This is a genomic window from Pseudomonas yamanorum (assembly GCF_013386765.1).
Lineage (GTDB): Bacteria > Pseudomonadota > Gammaproteobacteria > Pseudomonadales > Pseudomonadaceae > Aquipseudomonas > Aquipseudomonas yamanorum_A.
In genome coordinates, this window is the sequence record NZ_JACARE010000010.1 from 235,551 (window position 1) to 249,055 (window position 13,505).

A 13,505-nucleotide genomic window follows, 5' to 3' on the forward strand; every position below is an offset into this window, starting at 1 on the left:
ATTACTGTAGGGCCATTGAGTCCCCAGAGATTTACGTCATGCAAACATCCGCCACCGTCATCGACTTCACCCTCCACCGCAAACGCCGCCAGGCACGCGCAGCGGCTGAACTGATGTGGGCGATGTACGCGGCACGGGCCGGGGTCGCGGTGTTTACCGCGCACGTCACCACCTCCAGCGATACCCGCCGGGCGTGAGGCGATGAATTTCCTGCATGCGATTCCCGAAGTGCCCGACCTCCCCGCCAAACCCAAGGATTGCAACAACGGCGACGACGACGCCATCGGCCAGTGCGTCGCCCACAACCTGCAACGCCTGCGCAGTAAACGCTACCTGTCGCTGGATGCACTGGCGCGCAACTGCGGTGTAAGCCGCGCGATGCTCGCGCAGATTGAATCCGGGCGCAGCGTGCCGTCGATCAAAGTGCTGTGCAAAATCGCCAAAGGCCTGAAAGTCTCGGTGGCGGCCTTTCTGGAAAATCGCGCGTTCGAAGGGGTTGAACTGCTGCCGGCGCAACAGAGCAAACGCCTGGTGAGTGCCGACGGCACCTTCATCAGCCGCGCGCTGTTTCCCTACGATATGGCGCGCCAGTCGGAGTTCTACGAGATACGCCTGAAGGCGCTCGGCGAAGAAGTTTCAGAAGGTCACGGGCCGGGCATCCAGGAGAACCTGGTGGTGGCCCAGGGCGTGCTGGAAGTCAGCGTCAACGAAGAACGCTACCTGCTTTCCACCGGTGACTCGATCCTGTTCTACGCCGACCAGCCCCACCGCTACCGCAACCCCGCAGACAGCGAGGCCGTGGCGTTCCTGGTGATCACCTACCCGGAACGCCTGGACTGAAACGCAAAAAGCCCCGGCACTTGCCGGGGCTTTTTGATTTCACGCCAACCGAATCAGCAGGTGCAGCACATCATCGGCATGCCGTTGCAGCTCATCATCATCGGCATGGCGCAGTCGTTCATCATCTTCATCATCAGCATGCAGCAGTTGTTCATCATGTCCATGCTCATGCCTGGCATCGGCATCATCTTGCAGGTCATGCAGTCCGCTTCCATCTTGCATTCCATGACGCACTTCATCATCGGCATGGGCATGCCCATCGGCATCATCATCGGCATGTTCATGGAGGACATGCTGTTCATCATCGCCATGCCGTCTTGCGACATGCACATCATCGACATGTTGGCGCACTGCATCATCATCGGCATGCCGCAGTTCATCATCATCGCCATCATTTCGGCGTTGTTCTTGAACATCGCCATGTCCATGCCCGCGGCCGGCTTCATGGTGCACATCATGGCCTCGTCGGTCATCTTGCAGGTCATGGTGGCCATCATCATCGGCATGCCCATCATCGGCATCATTGGCATCGCGTTGTTCATTGGCATCTGCATGGCGTTCATCATGTTCGAAACTCCGTAATCGACAGGAAATGAGTAAGTTCTGGGGCCGATTCTAGAGATGCCGCACAACGGCGCAAGGCGCTGGCCCAGCAGCAAGAATAGACGCTGCATGGGGATTTATCGGAGCGAGGCAGCCGATAATTCCGTGATAACAGAGGGTTTGAAGTGATCGCGCCGGCTGACTCCGTTACTGGTTCGAAACCGGCGCGATGGATATGCGATTGGGGAATGGCCTCCAATCAGAAGGAAATAAACGATCTAACCACCGTGAAAATACACGGTCATCCGGCGAAGAAGCGGTTCGCCGGACGCGGCAATCCGAGGTTTTCCCGCAGGGTAGAGCCTTCGTACTCCCGCCGGAAGATCCCGCGCCCCTGCAACTCGGGCACCACCTTGGCGACAAAATCATCGAGCCCGCCCGGCAGCCACGGGAACATGATGTTGAAGCCATCGCTGCCCTCTTCTTCCAGCCATTGCTGCATCTGGTCGGCAATGCTGTGGGCCGTGCCGACAAACGACAAGCCGGCATAACCACCAAGGCGCTGGGCCAGTTGGCGCACCGTCAGTTGCTCGCGATCGGCCAGCGCCAGCACCCGCTCCCGAGAGCTTTGGCTGGCGTTGGTTTCGGGAATGGGTGGCAGGTACTGGTCGGGATCAAACTTGGTTGCGTCGGTGCCCAGCGCTATCGACAGCGAGGCGATTGCACTTTCGTAATGCACCAGGCTGTCGAGGTGCGCACGAATCCGGCGGGCTTCTTCCTGTGTATCGCCGACCACCACAAAGGCCCCGGGCAGAATCTTCAGGTGGTCGGGATGCCGACCCACCGCCAGCATCCGGCGCTTGATATCCGCATAAAACTTACGCCCCTCCTCCAGCGTACCCGGCGCGACAAAAATCACCTCGGCGGTTTCTGCCGCCAGTTGCCGCCCGGGCTCCGAGGCCCCGGCCTGCACGATCACCGGCCAGCCCTGCACCGGCCGGGCAATGTGCAGCGGGCCGCGCACGTTGAGGTAGCGGCCTTGATGGTTGAGGGTGTGCAGTTTGTCGGGGTCGAAGTACACGCCGCTGTCGGCATCGCGGTTGAAGGCGTCATCGGCCCAACTGTCCCAGAGGCCGGTGACCACATCGTAGAACTCACGTGCACGGGCGTAGCGCTCGTCGTGGGCGTAGGCCTGTTCCAGGCCGAAATTCTGCGCGGCATCCGGGTTGGCGGTGGTGACGATGTTCCAGCCGGCGCGACCATTGCTCAAGTGATCCAGGGACGCGAAACGACGGGCGATGTGGAATGGCTCGTCGTAAGTGGTCGACGCGGTGGCGACCAGGCCGATGTACTCGGTGGCCTGGCTCAGGGCCGACAGCAAGGTGAACGGCTCAAATGAGGTGGCCGTGTGGCTGCGCTTCAACGCGTCGATGGGCATGTTGAGCAGGGCCAGGTGGTCGGCCATAAAGAAGGCATCGAAACGCGCCGTCTCCAGGGTCTGGGCGAACTGCTTGAGGTGCGCGAAGTTGAAGTTGGCGTCGCGGTAAGCGCCGGGATAGCGCCAGGCGCCGGTGTGGATGCTGACCGGGCGCATGAACGCGCCCAGTTTCAGTTGGCGTGGAGTGCTCATGGAAAACCCCTGATCGAGAGGGGCTCAGCATCGGATGCGCGAACGGCGTCTGTCTAATAACGAAAGGATCTGGCTTATGCCTGGACAGAGCGACTGTTGTAGTCCGCCAGAAATGCTTCGGAGGCGACATGATCCGCCATGCCCCGCAGCTGCGCCGCCGAATCATGCCCCAGCACCTCCTCCACCCGATTATTGGCTGAGGCCCAGTACACCAGCGCCTCGCTGAACAGCGCTTCGCCCTTGGGCGTGAGCACACAGCGTTTGGTGCGCTTGTCCAAGGCGTCCGGGCGCAGCTCGACAATCCCGTCGCGCACCAGCGGCTTCATGGCATGGGTCAGCGCTGACATCAGGATCGCCAGGCGTCCGGCCAGCTCCTGCAACGTCGGCCCGCCCTGCTCATCCACCGCCGACAGCCGGGTGATTTCACCCAGCAAGCCGACCTGCGTGGCCTTCAGGCCAATCGGCGCCAGCGCTTCGTCATACAGCTGCCCCAGCCGCCTGGCGGCACGGCGCAATGCGTTGTTGGTGCACGCCACGTCACCCAGCAAATCCAAAAGTTCGGCGCGTGCTTTATCGGTATTGATCTTCTCGGTTGGCATTTTCAGTTCCTCCATGCCGCTAGAATGATTGAGTGCTAAACCATTGACAAGGACAAATGCCGAGCTTATAACTTGAGCCCTCAACAATATTGGTTGAGTACTCATCTTTTGGAGCCGTTCATGTCGACCCTCGCTTCCACAAAAATTGCCCTTATCACTGGCGCGTCATCCGGTATTGGTGCGGTGTATGCCGACCGATTGGCGGCTCGCGGCTACGATCTGATCCTGGTGGCCCGTCGCGAAGACCGGCTGAAAGCCCTCGCCGCGAAGATCACGCAAACCCACGGGCGTCAGGTCCAGACCCTTGGCGCCGACCTGGTGAACCCTGCTGACCTGGCCCGCGTAGAAAGCCTGCTGGCCAGCAATCCGGCGATCCAGGTGCTGGTGAACAACGCCGGCCTGGCCCGCCTGCACCCGCTGGCTCAATCCTCCGTCGAGGACTCCACCACCCAGATCGCCCTGAACATCACCGCCCTCACCCGCCTGACCCACGCGGCGCTGCCCGGCATGCTGGTGCGTAATGAAGGCGTGATCATCAACGTGGCGTCGGTGTTGGGCGTGCATTCGCTGCCGGTCAGTTCGGTGTACAGCGGCACCAAGAGCTATGTCCTGGCGTTCAGCCGTGGCTTGCAATCGGAGCTGGCAGAAACCGGAGTGAAAGTGCAGATCGTGCTGCCGGCGTCCACCGCTACCGAAATTTGGGACGAGTCGGGCATTCCGCTTTCCGCGCTGCAAAAAGAGTCGGTCATGACCACCGAGAATCTGGTGGACGCGGCATTGGCCGGACTTGATCAGGGCGAGACGATCACCTGGCCGTCGGTGGCCGATGGCTCGCTGTGGGACACTTATGACGCCGCGCGCGGCGCATTGTTTGCAGCCACGCAGACGGGCAAGCCGGCGCCCCGGTATGGGATTGTCTGAGGCGCCAGCAGGTCTTATTGAATACCGATGGAAATGCGCCGCACAGTCTGCTCCTCACGGGGCAGGCTGATGTCGCCTTCGTAGGTGCACTCGCGGCCGGTGCAGCTGTTTTCCAAGGTCACCGGCGCAACGCTTTTGACCGGGAAACGCGGCTTGGGCTCAGCCTGCGGCGTGAGGGGTACAGCGCTGAGGATGGGAGCCTCGTAGGTCAGGTCCAGGTTGGACGCGTAAGCCTGGGTGGCCAGAACGGCGAGCAGTGCGCTCGACATGACAGTCCTTGTAAACAACATCGAAATCTTTCCGGGCAGCAAAAAATGAAGGGGCAATGATAACCCCTTGAGCCACCGGGTTGAAGTCAGGGCGTCTGGACGGCGGGTTCCAGCACCAGAACGTTGGAGGGGCCGGCACGAAATGTCGGGTTGTGCTTCGCGGCTTCGAGCATGTGAGGCGCTGCGTGGTGATCCTTGAGCGCCGCCTTTGAAGCCCACGTCTCGATCAACACAAAACTGTCGCTGTTGCCTTCCACCGGATGCAGGTCGTACTGGATGCAACCCGCTTCAGCCCGCACCAGCGGAGCGAGCCTGGCAAACGCGGCCAACTGGTCCGCACCCCGCCCAGGCTGGGTATTGATGATGACGACAAGCCGCACTTCATCGGACATAAACAGCACCGTTATCGATAAGGAAAAAGAGGAACCACAGTAAGGGATGCCATGCGCTGGCGCTACGAAAAATCTATCAGTAAGCTAGTTTCACTGAACGGATTGAGTCAGCACTCAAGCCCTCCCCTTTTCTGCCCCCGGCGATAACCACGTGATCGAAGTAACCGAAGTTTCCATTGCCCAGTTGCGCGCTGCGCTTGAGTCCGGCCAGACCACGGCGGTTGAGCTGGTAGAAGCCTACCTCGCCAGGATCGACGCCTTTGATGCCCCCAATACCGCCACAGCCCTCAACGCGGTGGTGGTGCGCAACCCGCAAGCGCTTGAGGAAGCCCGAGCCTGCGACGCTCGCCGGGCCAATGGCAAAACCCTGGGGCCGCTCGACGGTATTCCCTACACGGCCAAGGACAGCTACCTGGTCAAGGGCCTCACCGCCGCTTCCGGCAGCCCGGCATTCGCCAACCTGACCGCCTACCGCGACGCGTTCACCATCGAGCGGCTGCGTGCAACCGGCGCCATTTGCCTGGGCAAGACCAACATGCCGCCCATGGCCAACGGCGGCATGCAGCGCGGTGTATATGGCCGGGCCGAGAGCCCGTACAACGCCGACTACCTCACCGCACCGTTCGCCTCGGGCTCCTCGAACGGCGCCGGCACGGCCACTGCGGCCAGCTTCGCGGCGTTCGGCCTGGCGGAAGAAACCTGGTCCAGCGGGCGCGGCCCGGCCTCCAACAACGGCTTGTGTGCCTACACCCCGTCCCGTGGCGTGATCTCGGTGCGCGGCAACTGGCCGCTGACCCCGACAATGGACGTGGTGGTGCCCTACGCCCGCACCATGGCCGACCTGCTTGAAGTGCTCGACGTGGTGGTGGAAGAAGACCCAGACACCCGCGGCGACCTGTGGCGGATGCAACCCTGGGTACCGATTCCAAGCGTGGCCTCGGTACGCCCCGAATCCTATGGCGCCCTGGCCGCCACCGGCGATGCACTTGCCGGCAAACGCTTCGGCGTGCCGCGCATGTACATCAACGCCGACCCCGAGGCAGGCACCAGCGACGCCCCAGGCATCGGCGGCCCCACCGGCCAGCAAATCAAAACCCGCGCGTCGGTGATTGACCTCTGGGAAGCGGCGCGCAAAGCACTTGAGGCCGCAGGCGCAGAAGTGCTCGAGGTGGATTTCCCGCTGGTCTCCAATTGCGAAGGCGACCGCCCGGGCGCACCGACAGTGTTTACCCGCGGCCTGGTGTCCAAGGAATTCCTCCACGATGAATTGTGGGAACTCTCGGCCTGGGCGTTCGATGATTTCCTGCGGGCCAACAACGACCCTGCGTTGAACCGCCTGGCCGATGTCGACGGCCCGAAGATCTTCCCCCACGACCCCGGCACCCTGCCCAACCGCGAAGACGACCTGGCCGCCGGCATGGACGAGTACGTGCGCATGGCCGAGCGCGGCATCACCCCGTGGGACAAGATCAGCAGCGTGCCCGACGGCCTGCGCGGCCTGGAGCAGACACGGCGCATCGACCTTGAAGACTGGATGGATAAGCTGGGGCTGGACGCGGTGATCTTCCCCACCGTCGCCGACGTGGGCCCGGCCGATGCGGACGTAAACCCGGCGTCGGCGGATATCGCCTGGAGCAACGGTGTATGGGTGGCCAACGGCAACCTCGCCATCCGTCACCTGGGGGTGCCGACGGTGACGGTGCCGATGGGCGTCATGGCGGATATCGGCATGCCGGTGGGCCTGACCTTTGCCGGCCGGGCGTATGACGATTCGGCGCTGCTGCGATTGGCGTCGGCGTATGAGTCGACGGGGAGCAAGCGCCTGGTACCGCCGCGCACGCCGAAGCTGGTTGCGGGCAAGCCATAAACAAAAAGGGATTGGAACCGTTCAGGTTCCAATCCTTTTCGTTACGGCTTCATCACCGAGTTTGCGCATCAACTGATCGGCTTCCGACCCGGGCTCAAATCGAAAGCCGCGCATCTGGTCGAGAAGCAACGTGTCACTGATTGCCGCCCACAACTGCTCTGGGGTCGGCGTATTGCGCAGCAGGATGTACGAAAGCAACAGCCGCTCGATGGGAACGCCTCGATCACAGGCGGTTTCAATGATTGCCAGCAGGATAAAGCGCAGTCGAACTTCCCGCTCCGTGGGCCAAACCGTTTTTCGCTTACCCAATGCCGGGCCTCAGTGTCAGGAAAAAAGCGAGGCTATTGCCGACAGGGGTTTTGTTTCAAGCGCTGCATGGGGAGAAAGCCCTGTTCCTACGAGAAACAAGGAAAGGGATTACGAAATCACCCACTACCCACGCTTCCCCATCAACGGATCGCTGATGCTGTGCGCCCCGGTTTCAATCCGCCCCGCCACCCGCCGCACCCAACCGTGCTCATCACGCAACTTGAAGTCATACCACCCCCCATTGGGCTGGCACGAGAACGTGCGCTGCACGGTGCTGCCGCCGGCAATCTCCAGCAGCCAGGGCCCTTGCCTGGTGTACGGGCAGCGCTCGATGGTCACCGACGCCGTGCGTTTGCCAGGATTGACCAGGGTCAGCAGCAACGTATCGCCGTGATAGGCCAGGGATAACTCGGGCTCACGCCGCAGCAGATTCCCCTTGAATGCACGGTGAAAGCCATTCGGCCCCAACAGCCAGAGCTTGTAGGCCCCAGCGACTTGCCAGGTGTCGCTGAGGTGCTTGCCGGCCTCCACGGTGTAGCGGCGCGGGATGTCGTCCAGGTGCAAGCGGTCGTAGACGTGGAACACCACGCCTTGTTCGCCATTGTTGAAGAAGTCCAGGCTCACGGAACTGGCGCGACGGTCAACCGAAGCCTCGACGTTCAACTGGTACGGCAGCGCCCGGGAGGGTCGCGCCATGCGCGCCTGGAACGGTGCCTGTTGCTGGCCCACCGTTGGCACGGCGACCTGGGGCAGTTGTTCCTGGCGTTGGCGCAAGGTGTCAGCGGCCTGGCGGCTGATGGTGTGCAGCGGCGGCAGGGTTTCGGTGTTGGGGTTGACGAAGTTGAAGGCCGACGTGAGGTCGCCGCACACGGCCCGGCGCCAGGCGCTGATATTGGGCTCGCGCACGTGGAAGCGCTTCTCCAGGAATTGCAGCACCGAGGTGTGATCAAACGCCTGGGAGTTGACCCAGCCGCCACGGCTCCACGGCGATAGCACCAGCATCGGCACCCGTGGGCCGGGCCCGTACACGCCGCCGTCGGGCGCGGGTTGCTGGCTTGAACCGGGTGGCGCCGGATGGGTAAAGATCTCGCTGTCGAACTTCACCGTGGACTTGCCGGCGAAGCTGCCGTCCAGGCGCTTGGACGGGGCCGATGGCGACGGCACATGGTCGAAGAAACCGTCGTTTTCATCGTAGTTGACCAGCAGCACCGTCTTGCTCCACACATCCGGGTTGGCAGTCAACGCCTTGAGGATTTCCTGGGTGAACCAGCCGCCCTGCACCGGGCTGGAAGGCCCGGGGTGTTCGGAGTAATCGGCCGGGGCCACCAGCCAACTGACCTGGGGCAGGCGACCGTCGTTCACGTCCTTGCGAAAGCCCTGGATGATCGCTTCCAGGTCGCTGCCGCTGACGGCCGGGAGTGTGTTGCCATTGCCTTTATACAGCGGCACGCGGGCATTCAGTTGATCGCTGTAGGGCACGAAGTCCTTGAAGTCTTTCGGTGGCACCGCGGGGTTGCCGGCCGCGACGCTGGCCGCACGAAATTGACGAAACCCGGCCAGAGGATTGTCGCCAAAGTTATCCGGCAAGTACTGGTAAACCTTCCAGCTCACGCCCGCTTCTTCCAGGCGTTCGGGATAGGTTTTCCAGGTGTAGCCCTCGCTCACCGCGCCGGGGCCGTCCCACTCGTTGACCACCGCCGCCACGTTCGCACCGGTCGGGCCGTTGGTGCCGGTCCAGTGGAACAGCCGGTTGGGGTTGGTGCCGGCGTGCACCGAACAATGGTAGGCATCGCACAGGGTAAAGGTGTTGGCCAGGGCGAACTGGAACGGCACTTCCTGCTCGCGGTAGTAGCCCATCGAGGTGGGCGTCTTGAACGTCGGCCAGGCATTCATCCGGCCACTGCCCCAGGCGGCGTGCTCGTCCACCCAGGAATGAGGCGTGCCGCTGACCCGCTGCGCGTTGCCACGGGAACTGTCCAGGTGATAGGGCAAAATCCGCCGCCCGACGCCCTGCTGCTCCCACACCCGGTGCCCGCCCGGCAGTGGAATGGTGAAGCGGTCACTGAACCCGCGCACGCCGGGCAAGGTGCCGAAGTAGTGATCGAATGAGCGGTTTTCCTGCATCAGGATCACCACATGCTCGACGTCCATGATCGTGCCGGTGCGGTTGTTGGCAGGGATCGCCAGGGCCTGGCGAATGGAGTCGGGCAACAGGGTGTAGGCGGATCCGATGGCGGCGGCTTGCAACAGGGTCCTGCGTGTAAGAGTCGGCATAAGACGATTCAATCCCTTGAAGTTCTGGAGCGAGGCTCAGGACAAAATAGGGACTCAAGGCGACAAAGAAATGACATCGCTCGAATCGCGCTCAACCTGTCCTACCTGATACTCCCTCGGCGTACACCCGAACTCGCGTTTGAACACCGTGTGCAGGTACTGCGCCGATTTGAAGCCGCAGTCGTAGGCGATATCCGCGATGCCCGCTCCGGTATTTTCCAGGCCTGCCACCGCTGCGGCGAGTTTGAAGCGCAGGATTTCGTCGTGGACACTGCGGTTCAGTTCGCTGCGAAAATGCGCTTCCAGGGATGAACGCGACACGCCGACGTAGCTGGCGACCTGAGCCGTCTTGATGCCCTGGCAGGCGTACTGGCGAATGAAGTGCAACGCCTGCATCACATAGGGATGGCCGAGGGGTTGGTGCAGGCTGGAGGTCTGCACGTTGACCGCTTCCGGCGGCACCAGGATCTGGCTGCCCGCCGAAGGCATGCCGTGCAACATCTGATGCAGTAAACGCGCGGCGGTGCGGCCCATTTTTTCGGTGCCCTGGATCACCGAGCTCAGTGGCACGCGGGTCAGGGTGCGGGTCAGCGGGTCGTTGTCGATGCCGATCAGTGCCACTTGCTCCGGCACCGGGATGCCCGCCGTGAGGCAGGCTTGCAGCAACTGCCGGGCACGGGCGTCGCTGACCGCGATGATGCCGATGGGCTTGGGCAGGCTGTGCAGCCAGGCGATCTGCTGCTCCACCGCCGAGTCCCACAGCGGCGCGCTGGTGCCCAGCCCGCGATACACCTCCACGGGCAGGCCGTCGCGCTCCAGCAGGCGGCGGAAGGCTTTTTCGCGCTCCTGGGCCCAGCGGTTGATATCCGCTTGCGGCAGGCTGAAGCAGGCAAAGCGCGTCAGCCCGGCTTCGATCAGGTGTTCGTAGGCCAGCTTGATCAGGGCGAAATTGTCGGTGGCCACGTACGGAATATGCCGGGGGTAAGCCCGCTCATCTTCGTAAGACCCGCCTACCGCCACCACCGGTAAGTGCACGCCCGCCAGCGCCGGGCCCATCGCCGGGTCGTCGAAGTCGGCAATGATACCGTCGCCATGCCAGCGCTCGATGCCCTTGAGCCGGCAAACGAAATCCTCCTCCAGGAACAGATCCCACGACACCCGCGTGCTGCTCAGGTAGTTGCCGATCCCGGTGATGATGCCGCGATCGTAGATCTTGTTGCCGTTGAACAGCAGGGCAATCCGGTGCACCGGCGGAAGGGTTTTCACAGGGGCGGCTCCTGGCGAGGTATCGCCCAACTATGCGCCCAAAGCCACTCAAAATCGAACCCCGCTCTGGTGATTTTCATAATCGGTTGGCCGGGGGCCGTTGCTAGTATCGAGGCAAGGTTAACGTGCACTCATAACAACAAGGATCTGGCGATGCCCTACTTTCCCGCTGTCGAAAAAATCCTCTACGAAGGCCCGGATAGCACCTCTGCCCTGGCCTTCCGGCACTACGATGCGAACAAGCTGATCCTCGGCAAACCGATGCGTGAGCACCTGCGGATGGCCGCGTGTTATTGGCACAATTTCGTCTGGCCCGGCAGTGACATGTTCGGCTCCGGCACCTTCCAGCGGCCCTGGCAGCAGCCGGGTGAAGCCCTGCAGGTGGCACGCGGCAAGGCCGAGGCGGCGTTCGAGTTTTTCTCCAAGCTGGGCATCGACTACTACAGCTTCCACGACACCGACGTTGCCCCCGAAGGCGCAAGCCTGGCGGAGTACCGCGACAACTTTGCGCGGATGGTCGACCAGCTCGAAGGCCATCAGGAACAGACCGGCATCCAGCTGCTGTGGGGCACCGCCAACTGCTTCAGCAACCCGCGCTTTGCCGCCGGCGCCGCCAGTAACCCGAACCCGGAAGTGTTTGCCTACGCAGCCGCCCAGGTGTTCAGTGCGATGAACGCCACCCACCGCCTCAAAGGCTCCAGCTATGTGCTGTGGGGCGGCCGCGAAGGTTACGAGACGCTGCTCAACACCGACCTCAAGCGCGAGCGCGAGCAACTCGGGCGCTTCATGCGCATGGTGGTCGAGCACAAATACAAAATCGGCTTCACCGGCGAGCTGTTTATCGAGCCCAAGCCACAGGAGCCGACCAAGCACCAGTACGACTACGACACCGCCACCGTGTTTGGCTTCCTGCATCAGTTCGGCCTGGAGAAAGAGATCAAGGTCAACATCGAGGCCAACCACGCCACCCTCGCCGGCCACAGCTTCCATCATGAAATCGCCACCGCCGCGTCCCTGGGAATTTTCGGCAGCATCGACGCCAACCGTGGCGACCCGCAGAACGGCTGGGACACCGACCAGTTCCCCAACAGCGTCGAAGAGCTGACCCTGGTCACCTACGAGGTACTCAAGGCCGGTGGTTTCAAAGGCGGCGGCTACAACTTCGACTCCAAGGTGCGTCGTCAAAGCCTCGACGAAGTGGACCTGTTCCATGGCCACGTGGCCGCGATGGACGTGCTGGCGCTGTCCCTGGAGCGCGCCGCCGCCATGGTGCAGAACGATGCCCTTGAACAGTTCAAGGCCCAGCGTTATGCCGGCTGGGACAAGTCGTTCGGGCGTGCCGTGCTCGGCGGCGACTTCAGCCTGGAGTCGCTGGCCGAGCATGCCTTCAGCCACCAACTCAACCCGCAAGCGGTAAGCGGCCGCCAGGAGATGCTCGAAGGTGTAGTGAATCGCTTTATCTACCCATGACCGCTACGCTCCAGGTCCAGCAGTGCGTCTAAACAACAATAAAAGGGACTCACCATCATGAAACACCTGAAAACCGTTTTATTCACCAGCGTTCTGGCACTGCTTTCCAACTCGGTCATGGCCGATGCGGCCCATCCGAAAATCGGCTTTTCCATCGACGACCTGCGTCTTGAACGCTGGGCCCGCGACCGTGATTACTTCACGGCCGCCGCCGAGCAACTGGGGGCCAAGGTCTATGTGCAATCGGCGGACGCCAACGAGCAGCGACAGATCTCGCAGATTGAAAACCTGATCTCCCGGGGCGTCGATGTGATTGTGATCGTGCCGTTCAACGCTACGGTGCTGAACAACGTGGTGGCCGAAGCGAAGAAAGCCGGGGTGAAAGTGCTGTCTTACGACCGGCTGATCTTGAATGCCGATATCGACGCCTACATCTCCTTCGATAACGAAAAGGTCGGCGAGATGCAGGCCCAGGGCGTGTTGAACGCGCAGCCTAAAGGCAATTACTTCCTGCTGGGCGGCGCGCCTACCGACAACAACGCGAAGATCCTGCGCCAGGGCCAGATGAAGGTGCTGCAGCCTGCCATCGACAAGGGCGACATCAAGATTGTCGGCCAGCAGTGGGTCAAGGAATGGAACCCTACCGAAGCCCTGAGCATCGTCGAGAACGCGCTGACCGCCAACAGCAACAAAATCGACGGCATCGTCGCCTCCAACGACGCCACTGCCGGCGGCGCGATCCAGGCCCTGGCGGCACAAAAACTGGCGGGCAAGGTGCCGGTCTCCGGGCAAGACGCCGACCTTGCCGCAATCAAGCGTGTGATCGCCGGCACCCAGACCATGACCGTGTACAAGCCCCTGAAACTGCTGGCGTCCGAGGCCGCCAAGCTCTCGGTGCAACTGGTACGGGACGAGAAACCGGCCTACAACTCGCAATACGACAACGGCAGCAAACAGGTCTCGAGCATCCTGCTCAAGCCGACCGCGTTGACCAAAGACAACGTCAACGTGCTGGAAGAAGACGGGTTCTACACCAAAGCGCAAATCGCCGGGCAGTAAGCGTACGGCTCACTGCGGGAGCGGCTTGCGGCCGCTCCCGCACGCCACCCGCCTTTTCGCTGTGGA

Annotated in this window: 14 protein-coding genes; 7 read left to right on the forward strand and 7 right to left on the reverse strand. The window is 62.2% G+C overall.

What is annotated here, in order from left to right:
- The first annotated feature begins 38 nt into the window (after window positions 1-38).
- From HX875_RS07095 to HX875_RS33075, 3 genes are read left to right on the forward strand one after another with little or no spacing between them, the layout of a single operon-like run.
- A complete protein-coding gene (locus HX875_RS07095) occupies window positions 39-197 on the forward strand; it encodes a hypothetical protein (RefSeq protein WP_167410161.1) in 159 nt (52 codons plus the stop codon).
- Window positions 198-201: 4 nt separating this feature from the next.
- Window positions 202-840, forward strand: coding sequence for a helix-turn-helix domain-containing protein (locus HX875_RS07100; RefSeq protein ID WP_256348054.1), 639 nt, complete (start codon window positions 202-204; stop codon window positions 838-840).
- 60 nt (window positions 841-900) lie between these two features.
- The gene (locus tag HX875_RS33075; protein WP_177042723.1) at window positions 901-1,422 is read left to right on the forward strand and encodes a hypothetical protein; all 522 of its coding nucleotides are present in this window, start codon (window positions 901-903) and stop codon (window positions 1,420-1,422) included.
- Between the two features lie 262 nt (window positions 1,423-1,684).
- Here the strand turns inward: HX875_RS33075 and HX875_RS07110 are convergent, their stop codons facing one another.
- Window positions 1,685-3,013 (reverse strand): LLM class flavin-dependent oxidoreductase, encoded by a 1,329-nt coding sequence (locus HX875_RS07110; protein ID WP_177042619.1) that lies wholly within the window; start codon window positions 3,011-3,013, stop codon window positions 1,685-1,687.
- A 74-nt stretch (window positions 3,014-3,087) separates the two neighbouring features.
- Entirely contained in the window at window positions 3,088-3,612 is a 525-nt protein-coding gene (locus HX875_RS07115) for a MarR family winged helix-turn-helix transcriptional regulator (RefSeq protein WP_177042620.1), read from the reverse strand.
- Between the two features lie 120 nt (window positions 3,613-3,732).
- Here HX875_RS07115 and HX875_RS07120 point away from each other — a divergent pair, with 120 nt between their 5' ends.
- Entirely contained in the window at window positions 3,733-4,533 is an 801-nt protein-coding gene (locus HX875_RS07120; RefSeq protein WP_177042621.1) for an SDR family NAD(P)-dependent oxidoreductase, read from the forward strand.
- Window positions 4,534-4,547: 14 nt separating this feature from the next.
- Here the strand turns inward: HX875_RS07120 and HX875_RS07125 are convergent, their stop codons facing one another.
- The gene (locus tag HX875_RS07125; protein ID WP_177042622.1) at window positions 4,548-4,802 is read right to left on the reverse strand and encodes a hypothetical protein; all 255 of its coding nucleotides are present in this window, start codon (window positions 4,800-4,802) and stop codon (window positions 4,548-4,550) included.
- 86 nt (window positions 4,803-4,888) lie between these two features.
- A complete protein-coding gene (locus HX875_RS07130; RefSeq protein WP_177042623.1) occupies window positions 4,889-5,194 on the reverse strand; it encodes a putative quinol monooxygenase in 306 nt (101 codons plus the stop codon).
- A gap of 151 nt (window positions 5,195-5,345) precedes the next feature.
- Here HX875_RS07130 and HX875_RS07135 point away from each other — a divergent pair, with 151 nt between their 5' ends.
- Window positions 5,346-7,061, forward strand: a complete 1,716-nt coding sequence (locus tag HX875_RS07135; RefSeq protein WP_177042624.1) for an amidase — start codon at window positions 5,346-5,348, stop codon at window positions 7,059-7,061.
- A 21-nt stretch (window positions 7,062-7,082) separates the two neighbouring features.
- Here the strand turns inward: HX875_RS07135 and HX875_RS07140 are convergent, their stop codons facing one another.
- From HX875_RS07140 to HX875_RS07150, 3 genes are all read right to left on the reverse strand, one after another.
- Window positions 7,083-7,370, reverse strand: coding sequence for a hypothetical protein (locus tag HX875_RS07140; protein WP_177042625.1), 288 nt, complete (start codon window positions 7,368-7,370; stop codon window positions 7,083-7,085).
- A 123-nt stretch (window positions 7,371-7,493) separates the two neighbouring features.
- On the reverse strand, window positions 7,494-9,644 hold the full coding sequence (locus HX875_RS07145) for a phosphocholine-specific phospholipase C (RefSeq protein ID WP_177042626.1): 2,151 nt from the start codon (window positions 9,642-9,644) through the stop codon (window positions 7,494-7,496).
- Window positions 9,645-9,698: 54 nt separating this feature from the next.
- A complete protein-coding gene (locus HX875_RS07150; RefSeq protein WP_177042627.1) occupies window positions 9,699-10,910 on the reverse strand; it encodes a XylR family transcriptional regulator in 1,212 nt (403 codons plus the stop codon).
- Between the two features lie 153 nt (window positions 10,911-11,063).
- Between HX875_RS07150 and xylA the strand changes: the two genes are divergently transcribed.
- Together xylA and xylF are read left to right on the forward strand one after the other, a co-directional pair.
- Window positions 11,064-12,380 carry a xylose isomerase gene (xylA, locus tag HX875_RS07155; protein WP_177042628.1) on the forward strand — a complete coding sequence of 439 codons (1,317 nt, stop codon included), beginning with the start codon at window positions 11,064-11,066 and terminating at the stop codon, window positions 12,378-12,380.
- Window positions 12,381-12,437: 57 nt separating this feature from the next.
- Window positions 12,438-13,439 (forward strand): D-xylose ABC transporter substrate-binding protein, encoded by a 1,002-nt coding sequence (gene xylF, locus HX875_RS07160; RefSeq protein ID WP_010172442.1) that lies wholly within the window; start codon window positions 12,438-12,440, stop codon window positions 13,437-13,439.
- Window positions 13,440-13,505 lie beyond the last annotated feature (66 nt).